The organism is Pantoea agglomerans (genome assembly GCF_020149765.1).
GTDB classification, from domain to species: Bacteria; Pseudomonadota; Gammaproteobacteria; order Enterobacterales; family Enterobacteriaceae; genus Pantoea; species Pantoea alvi.
The window spans coordinates 3641639-3660886 of sequence record NZ_CP083809.1; the positions used below are offsets into that span (position 1 = coordinate 3641639).

19 protein-coding genes and 1 pseudogene are annotated in these 19248 nt (G+C 61.0%); 9 read left to right on the plus strand and 11 right to left on the minus strand.

Features of this window, described 5'->3' with window-relative positions; all coding sequences use genetic code 11:
• Positions 1 to 17: 17 nt before the first annotated feature.
• From LB453_RS20130 to LB453_RS20140, 3 genes are all read left to right on the plus strand, one after another.
• Positions 18 to 890, plus strand: a complete 873-nt coding sequence (locus LB453_RS20130; protein WP_103793727.1) for a phytanoyl-CoA dioxygenase family protein — start codon at positions 18 to 20, stop codon at positions 888 to 890.
• Between the two features lie 19 nt (positions 891 to 909).
• Positions 910 to 1722, plus strand: a complete 813-nt coding sequence (locus LB453_RS20135; protein ID WP_103793726.1) for an ABC transporter substrate-binding protein — start codon at positions 910 to 912, stop codon at positions 1720 to 1722.
• Between the two features lie 66 nt (positions 1723 to 1788).
• Entirely contained in the window at positions 1789 to 2520 is a 732-nt protein-coding gene (locus LB453_RS20140) for a class II aldolase and adducin N-terminal domain-containing protein (protein WP_103793725.1), read from the plus strand.
• A gap of 15 nt (positions 2521 to 2535) precedes the next feature.
• On the opposite strand, the pseudogene LB453_RS20145 reads toward LB453_RS20140, so the two are convergent.
• From LB453_RS20145 to LB453_RS20155, 3 genes and pseudogenes are all read right to left on the minus strand, one after another.
• A pseudogene (locus LB453_RS20145) lies at positions 2536 to 3704 on the minus strand (Gfo/Idh/MocA family protein).
• A 10-nt stretch (positions 3705 to 3714) separates the two neighbouring features.
• On the minus strand, positions 3715 to 4638 hold the full coding sequence (locus LB453_RS20150) for a TIM barrel protein (protein ID WP_103793723.1): 924 nt from the start codon (positions 4636 to 4638) through the stop codon (positions 3715 to 3717).
• Positions 4639 to 4789: 151 nt separating this feature from the next.
• Positions 4790 to 5815: a LacI family DNA-binding transcriptional regulator gene (locus LB453_RS20155; RefSeq protein WP_103793722.1), complete on the minus strand. Its 1026-nt coding sequence runs from the start codon at positions 5813 to 5815 to the stop codon at positions 4790 to 4792.
• A 317-nt stretch (positions 5816 to 6132) separates the two neighbouring features.
• Here LB453_RS20155 and LB453_RS20160 point away from each other — a divergent pair, with 317 nt between their 5' ends.
• Together LB453_RS20160 and LB453_RS20165 are read left to right on the plus strand one after the other, a co-directional pair.
• Complete coding sequence (locus tag LB453_RS20160) at positions 6133 to 7164, plus strand: Gfo/Idh/MocA family protein (protein ID WP_103793721.1); 1032 nt, start codon at positions 6133 to 6135, stop codon at positions 7162 to 7164.
• 21 nt (positions 7165 to 7185) lie between these two features.
• Positions 7186 to 8070 carry a sugar phosphate isomerase/epimerase family protein gene (locus LB453_RS20165; protein WP_033793251.1) on the plus strand — a complete coding sequence of 295 codons (885 nt, stop codon included), beginning with the start codon at positions 7186 to 7188 and terminating at the stop codon, positions 8068 to 8070.
• A 4-nt stretch (positions 8071 to 8074) separates the two neighbouring features.
• Here the strand turns inward: LB453_RS20165 and LB453_RS20170 are convergent, their stop codons facing one another.
• On the minus strand, positions 8075 to 9088 hold the full coding sequence (locus tag LB453_RS20170; protein WP_103793720.1) for a Gfo/Idh/MocA family oxidoreductase: 1014 nt from the start codon (positions 9086 to 9088) through the stop codon (positions 8075 to 8077).
• Between the two features lie 97 nt (positions 9089 to 9185).
• On the opposite strand from LB453_RS20170, the gene LB453_RS20175 reads away from it, so the two are divergent.
• The 3 genes from LB453_RS20175 to LB453_RS20185 all read left to right on the plus strand — a co-directional run bounded on the left by LB453_RS20175 (position 9186) and on the right by LB453_RS20185 (position 11466).
• The gene (locus tag LB453_RS20175; RefSeq protein WP_103793719.1) at positions 9186 to 10205 is read left to right on the plus strand and encodes a LacI family DNA-binding transcriptional regulator; all 1020 of its coding nucleotides are present in this window, start codon (positions 9186 to 9188) and stop codon (positions 10203 to 10205) included.
• Positions 10206 to 10294: 89 nt separating this feature from the next.
• Positions 10295 to 11161, plus strand: a complete 867-nt coding sequence (yghU, locus tag LB453_RS20180) for a glutathione-dependent disulfide-bond oxidoreductase (protein WP_103793718.1) — start codon at positions 10295 to 10297, stop codon at positions 11159 to 11161.
• An 11-nt stretch (positions 11162 to 11172) separates the two neighbouring features.
• The gene (locus tag LB453_RS20185; RefSeq protein ID WP_103793717.1) at positions 11173 to 11466 is read left to right on the plus strand and encodes a DUF1330 domain-containing protein; all 294 of its coding nucleotides are present in this window, start codon (positions 11173 to 11175) and stop codon (positions 11464 to 11466) included.
• Positions 11467 to 11793: 327 nt separating this feature from the next.
• Here the strand turns inward: LB453_RS20185 and LB453_RS20190 are convergent, their stop codons facing one another.
• From LB453_RS20190 to LB453_RS20205, 4 genes are all read right to left on the minus strand, one after another.
• Positions 11794 to 12108, minus strand: a complete 315-nt coding sequence (locus LB453_RS20190) for a hypothetical protein (RefSeq protein ID WP_103793716.1) — start codon at positions 12106 to 12108, stop codon at positions 11794 to 11796.
• A gap of 89 nt (positions 12109 to 12197) precedes the next feature.
• Entirely contained in the window at positions 12198 to 12497 is a 300-nt protein-coding gene (locus LB453_RS20195; RefSeq protein WP_103793715.1) for a hypothetical protein, read from the minus strand.
• A 379-nt stretch (positions 12498 to 12876) separates the two neighbouring features.
• Positions 12877 to 13965, minus strand: coding sequence for a YncE family protein (locus tag LB453_RS20200; RefSeq protein WP_103793714.1), 1089 nt, complete (start codon positions 13963 to 13965; stop codon positions 12877 to 12879).
• A gap of 127 nt (positions 13966 to 14092) precedes the next feature.
• A complete protein-coding gene (locus LB453_RS20205) occupies positions 14093 to 15010 on the minus strand; it encodes a LysR family transcriptional regulator (RefSeq protein WP_103793713.1) in 918 nt (305 codons plus the stop codon).
• Positions 15011 to 15096: 86 nt separating this feature from the next.
• Between LB453_RS20205 and LB453_RS20210 the strand changes: the two genes are divergently transcribed.
• Positions 15097 to 16173 carry a tartrate dehydrogenase gene (locus LB453_RS20210; protein ID WP_103793712.1) on the plus strand — a complete coding sequence of 359 codons (1077 nt, stop codon included), beginning with the start codon at positions 15097 to 15099 and terminating at the stop codon, positions 16171 to 16173.
• Here LB453_RS20210 and LB453_RS20215 read toward each other — a convergent pair.
• From LB453_RS20215 to LB453_RS20225, 3 genes are read right to left on the minus strand one after another with little or no spacing between them, the layout of a single operon-like run.
• The gene (locus tag LB453_RS20215) at positions 16170 to 17498 is read right to left on the minus strand and encodes a glycoside hydrolase family 28 protein (protein ID WP_103793711.1); all 1329 of its coding nucleotides are present in this window, start codon (positions 17496 to 17498) and stop codon (positions 16170 to 16172) included. The genes LB453_RS20210 and LB453_RS20215 overlap by 4 nt on opposite strands.
• Positions 17499 to 17516: 18 nt before the next feature.
• Entirely contained in the window at positions 17517 to 18332 is an 816-nt protein-coding gene (locus tag LB453_RS20220; RefSeq protein ID WP_103793710.1) for a carbohydrate ABC transporter permease, read from the minus strand.
• A complete protein-coding gene (locus tag LB453_RS20225) occupies positions 18332 to 19204 on the minus strand; it encodes a carbohydrate ABC transporter permease (protein ID WP_103793709.1) in 873 nt (290 codons plus the stop codon). Before LB453_RS20225 ends, LB453_RS20220 begins: the two co-directional genes overlap by 1 nt.
• Positions 19205 to 19248 lie beyond the last annotated feature (44 nt).

A 19248-nucleotide genomic window follows, 5' to 3' on the forward strand; every position in this document is an offset into this window, starting at 1 on the left:
CCGCACGAGGGAAAATCATGATCGAACAGTGGCAGATAGATCAGTATCACCAGCAGGGGTTTCTGGTGGTGGAAAACGTATTGAGCGCCGAAGAGATCGCCGCGCTGCAGCACGATTTTGACGGCTGGGTGGAAGAGAGCCGCAGCCAGCAGGCGGCGTACGGCGACACCCTGGACGGCCGCGCGCGTTTCGATCTGGAAAGCGATCACCGCGCCGACCATCCGTCGCTGCGCCGCGTCAGCTCGCCAACCGAAATCTCTGCCGCCTATCGCCACGCCGCGCTGCAGTCGCGCATGGCGCAGATTGCCGGCCAGCTGACCGGCGGCCAGGGCGCGCGCTTTCACCACAGCAAGATCAACTCCAAGCTGCCGCACACCGCCACCAAAGTTGAGTGGCATCAGGATTTTCTCTTCACGCCGCACAGCAACGACGACATCGTCACCGCGCTGCTGATGGTCAGCGAAGTTACCCCGGAAAACGGCCCGCTGAACGTGGTGCCGGGCAGCCATAAAGGCCCGCTCTACTCCCACTGGCAAAACGGCCGCTTTACCGGCGCGGTGGATCAAACGGTGGTCGAAGCGGAGTGCGGCCAGCCTGCCGCCTGTTTCGGCCCGCCAGGCTCGGTCTGCTTTATGCACACGCGCCTGCTCCACGCCTCCAGCCCCAACGAAACCGCGCTGCCGCGCACGCTGTTTATCGCCGTCTATGCGGCGGAAGACGCCCTGCCCTTCGGCGAAAACCCGCTGCCGAGCCGGGACGCCGGCGCGCTGGTGTCTGGCCAGGAGAGCGGCACCATCCGCAGCACCGCCAACCAGTTCCGTCTGCCGCAGAAGCCGAGCGGCGCATCCTTCTTTGTTCAGCAGGCTGGCAACGATCTTGCCCGCGCCTAATCGCCACCACGGAGGCTCTATGAAATCTGTTGCCCTGACTTTTTTGGCCGCCAGCGTCGCGCTGGGGTCGTTTAGCGCCTCGGCGTTCCAGCAGCCGGGGAAAATCATCGCCGGTTCCGATATGACCTTTTTCCCCTATGAATATATTGAGAACAACAAACCGACCGGCTTTGATATCGAGTTTCTCGACGGGCTGGCGAAGGTGATGGGCCGCCAGGCGGTTAACCTTGATACCCGCTTTCCTAACCTGATCACCGGCCTGCAGGGCAACCGTTTCGATATCACCAACTCCTCGATGTACATCACCGCAGAACGCCTGAAGGTGATCGATATGATCCCCTATCTCAAGAGCGGCGAAGCGATCCTGTCGCTGAAAGGCAGCGCCTACCAGCCGAAAACGCCAGAAGAGTTTTGCGGCCATAAAATTGGCTCAATGGGGGCCACCTCCTGGCTACAGCAGCTGCATAAGCTCTCTGCCGACTACTGCGTGAAGAACGGTAAGCCACCTATCGCCATCAGCGAATACACCACCGATCCGCAAACCACCCAGGCGATGCTGTCCCATGCGGTCGAGGCACAGATCACCGACGCCGCCGTGGCGCGCGGCGTGGTGCAGAAGCTGGGCAACCGGGTGCAGATCTCCTCTGAAACGCTGATCTATCCGGTGCTGAACGGCTTCGGCGTGAAGAAAGGCAACGATGAGGTGAAGCAGGCGCTGATCGACGGGCTGGAGAAGTACAGCAAAACGCCGGCGTACGCCGCGCTGCTGAAGAAGTATAACTTTGAGGCTCCCAGCGCAGAGGATATCAAAACCCTGATGCCGCAGCCGTAAGCCCGACGCGGGCGTCAGGCAAGCGTCGCCCGCGTTCCCTTCTCAATCCCCTGTCAGGAGAGATTTATGGCGCTCTCGTTTGAAGAACAAACCCGCATCGATCTTGCCGCCACTTTTCGCATTATTGCCCATCTGGGCATGCACGAGGCGGTGGCGAACCACTTTAGCGCGGCGGTCTCCCCCGACGGCAAGCAGTTTCTGCTCAATCCGAAGTGGAAGCACTTTTCCCGCATTCGCGCCAGCGATCTGCTGCTGCTCAACGCCGACGATGCCGCCTGCGCGCAGCGCGACGACGTGGACGCCACCGCCTGGTCGATTCACGGCCAGATCCACCAGCGCCTGCCGGAGGCGCGCGTGGTGCTGCATCTGCATCCGGTTTATACCACCAGCGTCGCCTGTCTGGCGGAGCCGCATATCCCGCCGATCGATCAGAATAGCGCGCGCTACTTTAATCGCGTGGCGGTCGATACCCTTTACGGCGGTATGGCGGACACGGTAGAGGAAGGCGCGCGGCTGGCGCGCCTGCTGGCGGGCAAAAGCCGCCTGCTGATGGGCAACCACGGCGTAATGGTCACGGCGTCCCATATCGGCGAAGCCTTCGACGATATCTGGACGCTGGAGCGCGCCTGCCAGATCCTGGTCACCGCCTGGTCCACCGGCCAGCCGCTGAAAATCCTCAGCGACGCGGTAGCGGAGAAGACGGCGCGCGCCTGGGAAGGCATCCCCGACTTCTCGCGCCAGCATTTCGAGGAGATGAAGGCGCTGATGATCGCCGCCGATCCGTCGCTGCTCGACTAGCCTCTCAGCGGGCCGCTAACATTCGACCCAGACCGCGCCGCCTCCGCCGATTTGACGCACTGCTCGACCCAGCGCACGCCCGCCAGTCCGGCATGGACGTCGGGATACCAGAAGGTTTGCAGAAAGGCGGCGTCGCCGCGATCGCTGGCGGCGAACGCCTGCGCGAAGCGGCGATAGAGATTCGACCAGGCCTCGAACAACCCCTCGGCATGGCCGCCGCCGATGCGGTCCTCTTCCAGCGCGCGCGCCGCCAGGTAAGGCATGCCGCGCTCAAGAATACGCACCGGTTCGCCCTGCACCTCATAGCGCAGTTGGTTGGGCTGTTCGTCCCACCACTCCAGGCTCGCCTTCGCGCCGACGATGCGGATCTTCTGGCCGTGCATCGACCCGCAGTTTACCGCCGAGGCCCAGAGCGTGCCCACCGCGCCGTTGTCATACTCCATCATCACACAGGCGTTATCCTCCAGCGGCGCGCGCGTGGCGACAAAGCTCTGCCGCGCGCAGAGCAGCCGTTTAACCTTAAGCTGCGGCGCCATCGTCTCGGCAAGGAACAGCGTGTGGGTCGCCAGATCGCCCAGCACATAGCTGGGGCCGACGAAGCGGGGATCGACGCGCCAGCGCGTGCTGGGATTTTGCAGCTCCACCGCCTCATGGTGAAAGCCGTGGGCGAACTGCATATTGACGATGCGGATCTCCCCCAGCATCCCCTGGGCGATCATCTCCCGCGCCTGCTGGATCAGCTGATGCCCCGCATAGCCGTAGGTGACGCCGATCAGCCGCTTTTTCTCCGCGCACAGCCGCTCCAGCTCGTCCGCCTCCTGGGTGGTAAAGCAGAGCGGCTTTTCGCACACCACGTGCAGCCCGGCGTTGAGCGCTGCGCGGCAGATCGCAAAGTGAGTATTATTGGGCGTGGCGATGGAAACCGCTTCAATGCCATCCTCGCGCGCCGCTTCGGCGGCGAACAGCGTCTCGTAGTCGGGATAGCAGCGTTCGGCCGCCACGCCCAGCGAGACGCCGAAGGCGCGGCCGCGCTCGGCATCGATATCAAACGCGCCCGCCAGCAGCTGAAAGTTGCCGTCGCGCAGCGCCGCCGAGCGGTGAATATAGCCAATCTGGCTGGTGCCGCCGCCGCCGATCATGCCCCAGCGCAGGGCGCGATCCACCCCTTTTGTACCATTTATCATCGTCTTCTCCTTAAAAACCCACGGATTTGAGATAGCTCAGGCTGGCGCTGACGTCGCGCAGGCTGGTGTCGGCCTGGCGCGGATCGCGCTCCTGCTCCAGCGTGATCCAGCCCTGGTAGTCCTGCCCGGCCAGAAAGGCGCGCACGGCCGGATAGTCGATAGCGCCCTGGCCAATCGGGCACATCACCCCTTCGGCGCAGGCGCTGAAGAAGTCGAGGCCGCGGGCCAGCACGTCGCGCCAGACCGCCTCGTTGACATCTTTGAAGTGGAGATAGTCGATGCGATGCCAGTAGCGCCGCAGCGCGGCGATGGGATCCATGCCCGCATAGTAGAGATGGCCGGTATCGAGGCAGAGCCCGGCCACCTCATGCGGAATATCCTGCACCAGCTGCGCCAGCTCGTCGGCAAACTCAATGCTGCCGCCCGCGTGCGGATGGATCACCGGCCGCACGCCGTAGTCGCGCCAGGCGATCTCGCTGATTTGCCTGATATGGCGCATCAGGCGCTGCCACTCCGCCGCCCCGAGGCGCGGCGCGCGTTCAGACTGCCCGGCCAGCCGGGCGCGCTCGGGGTTGCCGAAGTCGATAATCACCAGATAGGGCGCGGGCGCGTTGTCGCCGTGGGTCTTCGCGGCGGTGGGTATCTGGGACAGGGTGCGGCACAGCCTGTGCGTCAGCGCGATCATTGCCGGAAAGTTAGCCTCACTGACCAGATCGTCGAACAGCGTGGCGGCAACGATCGACAGGCCGTGCTGGTTCAGGGCGCGGCTGAGCTGCTCTGGATCCACTGGCAGATAGCGCCACGGCCCAAGCTCAATGCTGCGGTAGCCCGCCTGCGCCGCTTCGCGCAGTACGGTCTGCCACGGCGGCAGAAAGGGATTGTCGGGATTATCCACGCCCCAGCTACAGGGCGCGTTGGCGATATGGATGGTCACGATAGCTCTCCGGGCAGGCACATTTGCTGCGAGTATCGAATATATTTTCCATATCAAACAACCGTGGAAGTTTTATTCTTTGATAGCGATCATAGTTATTTTTATCAGAAAAATGATAGAAAATTATCATTTAAATCAGTAACTAAATGATTTACATGTTTTCTCTGGTGATAATCTCGAAAGGCAGCACCACCTGCTGATAGCGCGCGTCGCCCTTGTTCTGGCGCTCAGTGCAAAGCCGCACCACGGCCGCCGCCATCGTCTCGATGTTATGGCGCAGCATCACTGTGATAGTGCCGTCGATAAGCGCCAGTTCCCCCTCCTGCACCGGCCCGTGACAGAGCAACATGACCCTGCGCTGCGCCTGTTCGCGCAGCGCGCGCACCACCCCCTCGATGCCGCCACACGGCGCATAGATCAGCTGCAAATCGGCGTGCTCCTCCAGCAGCGCCTGCGCGGCGCGATAGCCACCCTCGACGCTTTCACGGGTGTTGAGCGGCTCAAGCACGCGCTGCGTCGCCCCATATTCGCGCATCCCGGAGCGAAAGCTGATTTCGCAGCTCTCCTGGCAGGTAAAGCGGTGATCGCCGAGCAGCACGCCGACGCTGCCGGGCTGACGCAGCAGATGCTGCGCCATCCAGGCGGCGGTGCGCCCCGCCTTCTGATTATCCACCCCGATATAGCCCGCCTGGCCGCAGGGCGAAAAGTCGGAAAAGAGCGCGTAGACCCGCACGCCCTGACGCGATACCGCCTGAATGGCATGGCGGATCAGCGGATGATCGAGCGCCACCACGCCGATTGCGTCGACGCGCGTTGCCAGCGCGCGCAGCGATTGTGCCGCCTGCTCCACCTCGTCGATGCCGTGGGTGATGAAAAGCGGCTCGACGCCGGCGGGATGGTGCGGTACGGCCTGTTCGCGCAGCGCCTCGCTCAGCTGCTGGTAGAGTGAATAGTCGGTAGAGAGCAGCAGAAATCCCATGCGCAGCGTCGCCGTCGGCGGCGAGCCGGCGTGCAGCAGCCGGGCCTGCGCGTGGCGATAGCCTAAGCGGCTGGCCGCCGCCAGCACCTTCTGTTCAGTTGCGCCGCGCACCGGGGCGCGCTGGTTCAGCACGCGATCGACCGTCGCCACGCCCACGCCCGCTTCGCGCGCGATGGCGCTCATAGTGACTTTCGTCATGCTCTGTTGCCTCCTGAGAAGGTTGAAATAGCTCGCTTTCGCTATCCTACCCGCCCCGGCGCGCTGGCCCGATTTTTTGATAAAAAACCGCGCGTAAATTTGATCCTCTTCGCATAATGAAACATTCATTTCCAAATCAGTTCCCTTCGGAAAATACATTTGCTAGAAATTTTCCGCAATTCGCCTGCGAAAAGGCTGATGGAATTCCATCAGCAAAAGGTTAGAGAAGGCAGCCTCCGGCTTTCTATAGTGAAAGCCTGACGGATGCGCGTTACGCCGTCGCGCGCCATTAACAGAATGATAAATACGGAGATGTTATGTTTCCCTCTACCTTACCGGCGCCGCGCCTGCCCGATGCGCAACAGATCCCGACGCTGCGCTGGGGCATCGTCGGCCCTGGCTGGATCGCCGACCATTTCGCCAGCGCGCTTTGCCAGCACACCCGCCAGCAGCTGACGGCAGTTTCATCGCGCCGCTATGACAAGGCGCAGGCGTTCGCCGACAAATGGTCGATTCCCCACGCCTGCGCCGGCATCGATGCGCTGCTGGCACGCGAGGATATCGACGCGGTCTATATCGCCACGCCGCATAACCACCACTTCCCCGACGGCCTGCGCGCGCTGCAGGCGGGCAAACATGTGCTGATTGAAAAGCCGCTGGCGCTTAACGCGCGCGAGGGTGAAGCGCTGCAGCAGGCGGCGCGCCAGGCGGGACGGCTCTGTGTCGAGGCGATGTGGTGCGACTTCGCGCCGAAGTATGACGTTATCCGCCAGCTGCTGGCGGATGGCGCACTGGGCGACATTCACAGCCTGATCGCCGATCACGGCGAGTTTTTCACCCCGGATCACCGCATTTTCAATGCCGACCTCGCCGGCGGGCCGATGCTCGATCTCGGCAGCTATTTAATCGCCTTCAGCATTCTGGTCGGCGGCGCGCCCGAACGCATCGCCGCGCAGGGTGAACCCGCGCCAGGCGGCGTCAACGGTCAGACCGCAATGCTCTTTACCCATGCGCGCGGCGTGCAGTCAGTGCTGCATACCACCCTGTTCAGCAATACGCCGGGCACGGCGGTAATCGCCGGACGCGACGCCACGCTCTGCCTCGACGGCCAGTTCTACGCGCCGGGTAATTTCCGCCTGGTCTCCAGCGATAAGCGCCGGACGCTGCACTGGGAAGAGCCAGCCAACCGCTATCAGCAGCTCTGCCATGAGATTAACCACTTCGCCTGGTGCATCGGCCAGAGCCTGACGGATTCGCCGATCCGCTCGCTGACAACCTCGCTGCAGACGCTGCGCGCGATGGATGAGGTGCGTCGGCAGACTGGCGTGGTATTCAACGAAGAACGCTAACTTAAGCCTGGAGTCGTGAAGATGAAAATCGCTTTTGATGTGGATGTAATCAGGGATATGGGTATTACCCGCATGGTGCATCAGGTGGCCGAATGGGGATACAACTATATCGAGCAGTCGCCCCATCCGCAGATCAACCCTTTCTATAAGCACCCGAAAGCCAGCCGCGAAATTATGCGCGAATATAAAAACGCGCTGAACGCCACCGGCGTGGAGATCTCCTCGTTTATCGTCGTCTATCGCTGGTCCGGCCCGGACGAGCTGCGGCGTCAGGCGGCGGTAAAAAACTGGAAGCGCATGATTGAGATTGCGGTAGAGATGGGCGTGCAGGTGATCAATACCGAGCTTTCCGGCAACCCCAATGAGCCGGAGATCTGCGAAGAGATGTTCTACCGCTCAATGGAGGAGCTGCTGCCCCTGTTCGAGCGCGAGAATATCCGCGTCGAGATCCAGTCGCATCCGTGGGATTTCTGCGAGAACAGCAACGAAACCGCCGATATGGTGAAGTCGTTCCGCAGCGACAACGTGAAATATGTTTACAGCGTGCCGCATACCTTTTTCTACGACAACGGCAAGGGCGACGTCAGGCCGATGCTGGAGTATGCCGGCGAGGATCTCTCCCATGTGCTGATCGCCGATACCATGAACCATACCAAACACTGCCGCTATATCGTTAACCCGCCGGGCGTGGACGCCACTATCCACCAGCACGTCGGCGTCGGCGAAGGCGAGGTCGATTTCGACACGCTGTTCCAGACGCTGCGCGAGATGGACTTCGCCAACCGCACCTATAAAGTGGGCGGCGAATCCATTATCGCCTCTGCGCTGTTCGGCTACCCCGAGAAGATGAAGACGCAGGCGGTAGAGACGCGCGAGCTGATCGAGCGCGAACTGCTGAGCCGATAAGCGGCTATGCCAGTCGCTCGACCTTGACGAAGCGTCCGCTGGTCAGCGACTCGCACGCCGCCTCGGCAATCGCCTGCGCCTGCAGACCATCCATCAGGCCAGGCAGATCCGCCACCGTTTCGCCGCCGAGATGACGCAGGAAGGCGTCAAGCTGAGCGTAGTAGGTGTCGCGCACGCGGCTGAACCAGTCCGGGAAAAGGCCAGGCTGAGTGATGCCGCTTTGCTGATAGAGCGTCGCGCCGCGCATCGCCTGCGGCTCCGACGCCAGCATGCCTTGCGATCCCACCACGCTGATGCGCTCGTCATAGCCGTATCCGGTACGGCGGGTGTTATCGAGCTGTGCCAGCGCGCCGCGTTCCAGCCGCATAATCAGCACCGAGGTATCGACATCACCGAAGTCGCGCAGCGCAGGCTGCGCCAGCGCCGCACCCAGCGCGCCGACGGTATCGACCTCGTCGCCGGTCAGAAAACGCAGCAGATCGAAAAAGTGGATCGCCTGATCGCGCATCTGTCCGCCCGACGCGCGCAGGTAGTCGAGAGAGGGCATCTCAGACGCGCGGCACACCATCTGGATCAGCTCCGGCGCGCCGATTGCGCCCTGCTGAAGCTGCTGCTTCAGCTGCTGGTGGCTGCGGTCGAAGCGGCGGTTAAAGCCGACGGTGACCGGCACCTTCAGCGGCGCGAGGCTCTCCACCACCGCGCGCGCCTTCGCCAGCGACAGATCGATCGGCTTTTCGCAGTAGACCGCCTTGCCAGCCCCTGCCGCCTGCGCCAGAAAATCGGCGTGCGTCGGCGTTGAGCTGGCGATCAGCACCGCATCGATATCGTTGCGATTCAGCGCCTCGCTGACGCGCCCCGCCCGCGTGCCATAGCGCTGCGCCAGCGCCTCGGCGCGCGCCGCGTCGAGGTCGCACACCAGCGCCAGATGCGCGCCCGGATGCGCCGCCAGATTCGCGGCGTGTACCTGACCAATAAAGCCGCTGCCGATCAGGGCAACGCGTTGAGTTACAGGGGACATTTCGATCTCCTCTTCACAGTTCGGGATAGCTGACCTTGTCAAAATAGCCCGTTCTGTCAGGCTGGCTGAATGCAGAAATTGATGGAATTCACTCAGCATGAAGCGAATGACGCTCACTAATCTGGCGCGCGCCGCCGGCGTCGGCGTGGCGACCGTAGACCGGGTGCTTAACGATCGCGGCGGCGTGTCGCCAGCGATGACGAAGAAGGTGCTGGAGGCGGCGCGCGCGGCGGGCCTTAACCGTATTCTGCCGGAAGAGCACCGCCAGCCGTGGCAAATCGAAGTGATCCTCAGCGGCACCGACGCCTTTTTCTTTCGCCAGCTGGCGCAGGATTTCCAGCAGCTGGCCGACGCGCTCGGCTATCGTCGCCTGCGCCTGCAGCGCACCTTTATCGCTGAAAACGCGCCGGAGAAGCTGGCAGCGCATATTCTCGCCAGCAGCCGCAGAGTCGACGGGCTGATGGTCTTTGCCCATGAACATCCCGCGATTTACCAGGCGCTGCGCGACTGCAAAGCGCGCGGCGTACCGGTGATTACCCTGGTGTCCGACCTGCCCGACGCCGAGCGGCTACTGCACGTCGGCATCAATCAGCTGCAGGCTGGCCGCACCGCCGGGCTGATGATGGGCAGCATGCTGGCACGCGCGGGCGAGGTGCTGATGGTCAGCGGCCGCGTCGACTATCGCGCGCATCGCCAGCGCATCGAGGGATTCCGCGACGTGCTGCAGCAGCGCTTTCCCCATCTGGCGCTGCGCGAGGTGCTGGCCGGTCTGGAGGATCGCTCGCGCATCAGCAAGCTGCTGGAGAAGGCGCTGGTGGCATCCCCGTCGATAGTCGGCGTTTACAATACCGGCTCTGGCAACAGCGCGATTTCGCAGGCGCTGGCGCGCCATCGCCGCGAACGCGACGTGGTTTACATCACCCACGAGCTTTACGCCACCACGCGCCAGCTGCTGCAGCAGCGCATTCTCACCTTAACGCTCGATCAGAATACCCAGCGCCACGCCCAGCTGGCGCTGAACCTGCTTTTGCAAAAGCTGGAAAAAGGCGGTGATTTTTCCACTTATGCGGATGGCCGCGTCGACTTTATGCTCTATACCCAGGAGAACGTCGACTAGCGAACGCCAGCAGGGTTAAACCGCAATTATTCGCCCTGCTACACTCAGAGACGTCTGACACCTTCTCATCAACAAGGCGAACCCACACTATGTCGGAAAACAGTTATCAGCCCGCAACAGTCTGGAAATGGGATCCGGAAGCCAAAGGCAACGGCGCAAAAACCAACCGCCCCATCGCAGGCGCAACCCATGAAAAAGCGCTGCCGGTCGGCAAGCATCCGCTGCAGCTCTATTCGCTCGGCACGCCCAACGGCCAGAAAGTGACGATTCTGCTGGAGGAGCTGCTGGCGGTCGGCGTCAAAGAGGCGGAGTATGACGCCTGGCTGATCCGCATCGGCGACGGCGATCAGTTCGGCAGCGGCTTTGTTGATATCAACCCCAACGCCAAGATTCCGGCGCTCAGCGACCATTCGGTGAACCCGCCGCAGCGCGTGTTTGAGTCCGGCAATATTCTGCTCTACCTGGCGGACAAATTCGGCCATTTCCTGCCGGACGATCTGGCGGGCCGTACCGAAGCGCTGAACTGGCTTTTCTGGCTACAGGGCGCCGCGCCCTTCGTCGGCGGCGGTTTCGGCCACTTCTACCACTACGCGCCGGAGAAAATCGAATACGCCATTAACCGCTATACGCTGGAGACCAAGCGCCTGCTCGACGTGCTCGATCGCCGTCTGGCGGAGAGCCGCTTCCTTGGCGGCGACGCCTATACCATCGCCGATATCGCCACCTGGCCCTGGTTCGGCGGCCTGGTGCTGAACAACCAGTATGGCGCAACCGAATTCCTCGACGCCAAATCCTACAAGAACGTGGTGCGCTGGGCGCAGGAGATCGCCGAGCGTCCGGCGGTTATCCGCGGACGCAAAGTGAATCGCGTGATGGGCGATCCGGCCGATCAGCTGCACGAGCGCCACGACGCATCCGATTTTGATACCAACACCGAAGATAAACGCCAGGCGTAAAGGAGCCGACAATGAGCGCATATGTAATCTTTATTCGCGACAAAATTACCAACCCTGAAGAGTTCGCTATTTACGGCGAGAAAGCGGGGAAAGCGCGCGGCGATCACCCTATTACGCCGCTGGCGTTTTATGGACAGCTGGAGACGCTGGAAGGGCCGGAAGCGGACGGCGTGGTCGTTCTGGAGTTTCCAACGGTTGAGGCAGCGCACGGCTGGTATGACAGCCCGGAGTATCAGGAAGCTAAACAGCACCGCCTGAAAGGTGCAGAGTACCGTGTCGTGCTGGTGCAGGGCGTCGATCAGTAATCGCGTTCCGCTAATCTGCATTCATAAGCCGTAGCCTCAGGGCGCGGCTTTTTTATTTCTTCCCGATAAGCTGATTGCAATAAATTAGCTACCAACAGCAAGAGAAAAAAGTAACAGACCGGCTCGACAACTCAAGCGATATAAACACAGCCTCTTCTGAAAAATTAAAACCCCGCAGCCTTCTGCTGCGGAGTTTTTCCAGACTCGTGACGCTCCAGGCAGACATTAGCGTCCTTTAAATAATATTATTAAAAGGGTTTTATAATTACACATAAAACAAATAAAAAACGCTGCCAGATAAATCAGAGTCGCTAAAGATTTTTCGTGTTATACCAGGGCTACACTGTCGCTGGTGCCGTAATTCTTACGGAAGTCGGCGCCATAGGCCGCGACGGCATCTCTGCCCCACAGCGCGCCGATAAAGGTTCCGACAACCGGGCCGACAATACAGCCGAAAATCAGGCCGACAACCTGAGCAATAGGGCCGAATACGGCGCTACGGCTGGCGCTGCCGCCCACTGCCGCGCCAGTCGCCAGGCCTTCAAAGAAGCCCCATGCTGCGCCTTCTGCTGCTTCGCCCACCGAGGAGACGATTGCACCGCCGCTGACGATTTCAGTTTCAATAACAGATAATTCACGCATGATTAATTTCCTTATATATTAATATGATGACTACTGAAAACTCCATTAAAGCCCCTTTAATGAAGAGGGTACTGGCGCAACACTTTCGGCTAGCTGGAATAGCGCGTCCTGACATCAGCCGCATAGGCTGCGACCGCCTCTCTGCCAGCCATTGCGCCCATAATCGCGCCCACGATCGGGCCAATAACACCGCCAAAAATTGCCCCTATGCCCTGAGAGATAATGCCAAATATGGCGCTACGGCTGCCGCTTCCACCCACGGTAACACCGGTCAGGAATCCATCCAGCGCGCCCCAGACAATGCCTTCAAGAAAAGCGCTTACCTGATCGGCAGTCGCCGGCGCACCACCGCTTACGATGCTGAGCTCGTATTGTTTTAACGTTCTCATTATTTTCACCTTCGATAATAAGTGAATAGCAGCATTCTGTTTATTTGAAGAGAAGCAAAGCTCATTGATTCAGTAGAATACAGCAGCTATTCGCCAGAAAAAATAGTAAAAACATCCATTTTCATGGCGCATTAACGCTATCATTTCAGGTGTAAAAACAGAGCGGCGTTAATTACGCCAGGGTTAACAGCGGGTATACTTTTCCGGGCATGTCTTTTAGACAGAAAATAGCAATATATCCTGTGGTAAAAAAATAATGCAGCCATAACATTATTTCCAGTAATGGAATATATTCACCGGTCGCAGGGAAAGGGAGCCTGATTCATTCACCGGAAAAGAGCCGCCACAGGTGAAGCCGTGAGGCGGCCCTTTATAAACCTTAATTCAGCGCTATGCGCGCCACGCTGTCCGGCCCTTTGCTGCTGTGATCCTTGTTAAAGCCCTGCTTGATGGTGACATAGAGCGTCTGCCCATCCGGCGTGACCAGCAGGCTATTGGGATGCCCCTCGAACGACCAGCTGTTTTTCACCGCGTAGGTGGTGGCGTCAAGCTGCAGCACCTTCTGCGATTCACGCTGGCTGATATAGATCTCGTTGCGTTTCGCGTTGAATTTAATGCCCAGCGCGTCGCCGTCAATGCGTTTGATTACCTTGCCGGTGCGCTCATCGAACACCAGAGTGGTTTTCGCTTTCGAGTTGTCGGTCACGAACAGACGGCCGGTTGCCGGATCTTCCGCCATGTTCAGCAGCAGATACTCTTTGCCGTCGCCCGCGGTCAGACGCTTCTCAATCTTATGGCTGCGCGGGTTGATCACCAGGATTTCGCCGCCGCCGTTCGCGGCGTAGATGCGATCGGTTACCGGCGAGTAGATAATGCCAGTGACCCATTTGCCAGCATTTTTAATGCGGCTCTTCAGCTTCATGCTCTGCGCGTCCACCACCCAGATAACGCCCGGATCGCCCACGCCGCCGATATAGAGCTGGTCGTTATGCAGGAAAATCTCACGCGCGCCGAACGGGAACCCTTTCTCGTTGCGCTCGCTGAACAGGGTGCGCGCCAGCACCTTGCCTTTAACCGGGTCGATCTTCGAGACGCCGCCATCCAGCGTATTGGTCACGTAGAGCAGGCTGCCGTCCTGGTTCATGGTCATGCCGAAGTTTTTCAGGTCGGTATAGCCTTTGCCGGTGGTCTCCAGCGTGGTGGGATCGAGGCGATAGATCACGCCGCCGCTGACATCCTTAAAGGCGTCGGCGCTGGCGACGTAGAGCGCTTTGGCGCCCGGCACGTAAGCCATCTCATACAGGCCAAAGCCGAGTTCGCGCTGTTTCACCGCAGAGGCGGGCTGCGCGGCGGCAGCGGCGGCGGGCGCCTCGGCTTTTTTCGCCGGTGCCTGACAGGCCGAGAGGCCAAAAGCGGCGGCCAGCGCCAGAGCAAGCGCGGCGTGACGCGGACTGAACAGAGATTTCATGCATGACTCCCTTGGGAAATGATGCGCCGCCGCCCGGCTCAGCCGCTGCGGTCAGCGCTCAAAAAGAATGAGAATCATACTCATTAACAATCAGTGTGTAAATGTTGTCCCGCTGCGGCGGCCTCCTCTACTTCTCCTGCTTTAAGCGCGCCTGTAAGAAATCCACAAAGGCGGTAATGCGCGTGGGAAGCTGCCGCTGCGCCTGCCATACTGCGAAAATATCGCCGTCGGGCGCCTGCCATTCAGGCAGTACGTGCAGCAGCTCGCCGCGTTCAACCGCGTGGCGCGCATCCCACCACGAGCGCAGCAGAATGCCGTGGCCGTCCAGCGCCATGCGCATCGCGACCTCGCCGTCGTTGGTCAGCAGCGTGCCGCGCACCTTCTGGCTGACGCTCTCGCTGCCCTGCACAAAGCGCCACAGGGTGAAATCCCCTTCATGCTGGCGCAGCAGAATACAGTTGTGCTGCGCCAGCGCGTGAATATCGGCAGGCAGGCCGCAGCGCGCAGCGTAGGCGGGCGAACAGCAGAGAATGCGTGGATTGGCGCGCAGCCGACGCGCCACCAGCCGCGAATCGGGCGGCTCCCCGACGCGCACGTCAATATCGACGTTGGCATCAAGAAAATTAAGCGGCTGGCTGCTGAGCTGCAGCGACAGCGCCAGTTCGGGATGCAGCGCCGCGAACGCCGATACGCAGGGCGCGACGTGGCGGCGGCCAAAGCCGAACGAGGCGTTGATATTGAGCGTGCCGCGCAGCACCTGAGTCTGGCTGCTCACCGCCTCCTCCAGCGCCGCCAGCTGATCGAGCAGCGGACGCGCGCCCTCCAGGTAGCGCCGTCCTTCCGCCGTCAGCTCCAGCCGTCGCGTGGTGCGCCTCAGCAGCTGCACGCCGAGGCGTCGCTCAAGCTGGCTGAGACGCTTGCTGACCGCCGCCAGCGACAGGCCGAGATCGCGCGCCGCCGCCGTCAGGCTGCCAAGGGAGGCGATGCGCACAAAGAAGGCGAGATCGTCGGTGGAGGTGCGGGATTCTCTACTTTGATTCAACATTGACTTGCGTTTCAGGCTAATTATTTCCCGGTGATGCAAAGTTATACTGCGCGGACAATTCGAACATCAACCCTGCGAGGTGCCCTGTGTCTGAAAAAATCCATCGTATTGCCGTCATTCCCGGCGACGGTATCGGTAAAGAAGTGATGCCGGAAGGCGTCCGCGTGATGAACGCGGCGGCCGAAAAGTTTGGCATTGCGCTGCGCTGGGAGTGGTTCGACTTCGCCAGCGCCGAATACTGGCAGCAGCACGGCAAGATGCTGCCCGACGACTGGTTCGCGCAGCTAAAAAGCTTTGATGCGATCTATTTCGGCGCGGTGGGCTGGCCGGCGATCGTGCCGGATCACGTCTCGCTGTGGGGATCCCTGCTGCAGTTCCGCCGCGAATTCGATCAGTACGTCAACCTGCGGCCGGTGCGCCTGATGCCTGGCGTTAAGGCACCGCTGGCGAACCGTAAGCCGGGCGACATCGACTTTTACGTGGTGCGAGAAAACACCGAGGGCGAATACACCAGCGTCGGCGGCACTCTGTTCCCCGGCACCGAGCGCGAAGTGGTGATCCAGGAGACGGTGATGACGCGCGTCGGCGTCGACCGCATCCTGAAGTTCGCCTATGAGCTGGCCAACAGCCGCCCGAAAAAACATCTCACCTCCGCCACCAAATCCAACGGCATCGCCATTACCATGCCCTACTGGGACAAGCGCGTCGAGGCGATGGGCGAGCACTACCCGCAGGTCAGCGTCGACAAGTACCATATCGATATTCTTACCGCCAACTTCGTGCTGCACCCCGACTGGTTCGACGTGGTGGTCGCCAGCAACCTGTTCGGCGACATTCTTTCCGATCTCGGCCCCGCCTGCACCGGCACCATCGGTATCGCCCCCTCGGCCAATATCAATCCCGAAGGCCTCTTCCCCAGCCTGTTTGAGCCGGTACACGGCTCCGCCCCCGACATCGCGGGCAAAGGCGTGGCCAACCCCATCGGCCAGATCTGGTGCGGGGCGATGATGCTGGAGCATCTGGGCTATAAAGCGGCGGGCGACGCGGTGCTCGACGCCATTGAACGCACGCTGGCGCAGGGCGAGTGCCTGACGCGCGATCTCGGCGGCGACGCCAGCACCGAAGCGCTCGGCGCAGCGATTGCCGCCGCGCTCAACGCTTAATCGGTGACGAAAGGCTGCGGATTCCAGCCTGGCGGCAGCGGCTCAGGCCGCTCAACCGCCAGGTGATGCCAGCGCAGATTTTCGACCCCGCGCGCAAAGAGCGCAGGCAGGCCGCCGGGATAGCGCTCCACGCCGAACGCCTCCCCGGTCGCGGGATCGAGCCGGTAGGCGTTATCCAGCCCCATGCCGGTGGGCGCGTCCGGATTGCACGGCGGCCGAATATCAAACTGCCCCTGCGCGCCATCGCGGCTGACCACCTGACGCAGCTGCACATCGGCGATCAGCACGTCGCGAATATCGCCCGGCTGCGCGGCGTGCAGGTTAATCGCCCCTTCCGCCACGCCGCTCGCCTGCGTGAACTGCAGCTGCTCAACCCGCCCCGGCCGCACCGCCGGATCGCGCGGACGCACCGACACAAACAGCGGATCCGCTTTGCCCCAGTGACACGGCGGCGCGTAGTGACAGACAAACGTCAGATGGCTGAACAGCAGACGCCGCATGGCACCGCCGTCGCGCGACAGAATGCCGATGCCGCGGTTGGAGTCAAACAGGGTGCAGTTAGTGACGGTGACATCCTCGATATCGTCAAAGGTTTCGGTGCCGATCTTAAAGGCGCAGCTGTAGGAGCGCAGCAGGCAGTTGCTGATGGTGATCTGCCGCGCGGGGCGGCGTAGCGCCTCGGGCTTCCAGGTGGTTTTGATGCAGATGGCGTCATCCGCCGCGCTAAAGTAGCTGTTGCTGACAAACACCGCCTCGCAGCTGTCGATGTCGAGCGCGTCGGTATTGGGCATCGTCATGGCGTTGTCGATGGTGAGGCGATCGATATGCACATGGCGGCAGCTGACCAGATGCACCGTCCACATCGGCGCCTGGACAATGGTGAATCCCTCCAGCGTCACCTGCTCGCACGCTTCGAACACGATGATGCGCGGCCGATCGGCGTGCGGCAGCCGGTAGCCCTGGGCGTCGCGCCCGGCGGCGAACCAGACCTCGCCGTCACCGTCGATCCTGCCTTTACCGCTGATGGTCAGATTACGCTGGCCAAGCGCGTAAAGCAGGACGTTATGCGACTTCTCAGCGCTGCTCAGGGTCTGAAAGCGCTGATAATCGGCGCGCTGCGGGCTGGCGAGCAGCACCGCACCCGCCTCCAGGTGCAGCTCAAAGTCGGAAGGCAAATTCAGGCAGCCGCTGCGGTAGCGTCCGGCGGGCAGCGTCAGGCGACCGCCGCCTGCCGCGGCGATGCGATCGATGGCGCATTGCAGCACCGCCGTATCCAGGGTTTCGCCGTCGGCGGCGGGATGAAAATCAGCAAGAGAAAGATGCATTGTGCGGTATCTCACATTTTACTTTACGGCCCCTTCGGTGACGCCGCTGATAAACTTGCGCTGGAAAATCAGGAACACCACCACCAGCGGCAGGATCACAATCATCGCCCCCGCCATCAGCACCGGAATATCGATGGTGTTTTTGTTCTGAAAGAACATCATGCCGATCGGCAGCGTGCGCAGCTCATCTTTGTTAACCAGAATCAGCGGGATCAGGAATTCGTTCCAGGTCCAGATAAACAGCAGCAGTCCCAGCGTCGACAGGGTTGGCCAGATAGCGGGCACCAGAATGCCCCAGAGAATTTTGATCCGTGACGCGCCATCCATTACCGCCGCCTCTACCAGCTCTTTCGGCACCTGCTGGAAGGCGCTGGCGATCATCAGGGTGGTAAAGGGCAGCGACAGGGCGATCTGAGGCAGGATCAGTGCCAGCCAGGTGTTGGTCAGCCCCATCCAGCGCAGCTCATGGTAAAGCGGAATAATAAAGGCCTCGCTCGGCAGCACCATCCCCAGCGCCAGCATCGCTGCTATCGCCTTTTTGCCGGGGATCCTCAGCCAGGCAAAGCCAAACCCGGCCAGAATACCCAGCAGCACGCTGCACAGCACTACCGGGATCACCACCAGCACCGAGTTAAGAAAATAGACGTTGAAGTGGCCCTGCTGCCAGGCGGTCAGGTAATTTTTGAAGTTCAGCGAGGCGGGCAGCGTAAACACCCCCTGAAACAGCTCCATCTGGGTTTTGAATGAGGTCATCAGCGCCATCAGAAACGGCAGAATGGTCATCAGCGCCACTATCCAGATCAGCGCGCGTGAAATCACCGGCGTGCTTCGCATCAGTAACGCTCCTTTAAGGCGAGATGGATCAGGTAGTTAATCCCCAGCACAATCAGCATGCTGAATACCGCCACCGACGAGGCGTAGCCGAAATAGTGCAGGTCAAAGCCCTGCTTATACATAAAGATATTGGTGACCATGGTCGAGGTGCCAGGCCCGCCCTGGGTCATCACGTAAATCAGGTCAAAGGCTTTCAGGCTGGCGATCACCGTCAGCAGCAGAGCGATACGCAGCTCAGGCCGCAGCCCCGGCAGCGTAATGCGCATAAACTTCTGGCGGCGCGAGGAGCCATCAAGATCGGCCGCCTCCAGCAGCGAGGGATCCATACGCTGCAGCCCCGCCATAAACAGCACCAGGCAGAAGCCAAAGAAGTACCAGGTTGCTACCAGCCCTACGGCGGGCAGCGCCCAGGTAAAATCGCCGAGCCACGACATCGCCAGCTGCGGCAGCCCAATGGCGCGCAGCAGCTGATCGATCGGCCCAAACGCCGGGTTATAGAGCCAGCGCCACACCACGCCCAGCACCGCCATCGGCATAATATAGGGCAGGAAAAAGAGGATACGCAGCACGCTGCGTTCGCCGTTGCTGCGGGTGTCATACAAAAAGCTGCACAGCAGTAGCCCCACGCCGATGGGCAGCAGCGTATAAAACAGCATCAGAATGGCGTTATTGCCCAGCGCTATCCAGAACACCGGATCGCTGAACATGCGCAGATAGTTGCTGACGCCGCTGAAGACCGGCAGCGAGGTGCCATCCCATTCGGTAAAGCTGATGCCCAGCGAGGCCAGCAGCGGCAACAGCAGAAAGACCGCATAGACCAGCACCGCAGGCAGAACATAGAGAAAATTACGCCAACCGCTTAGATTCAACATAACCGTACTCGTGGCTCAGAACGCTCAGGCCCGGCAGCACGCCG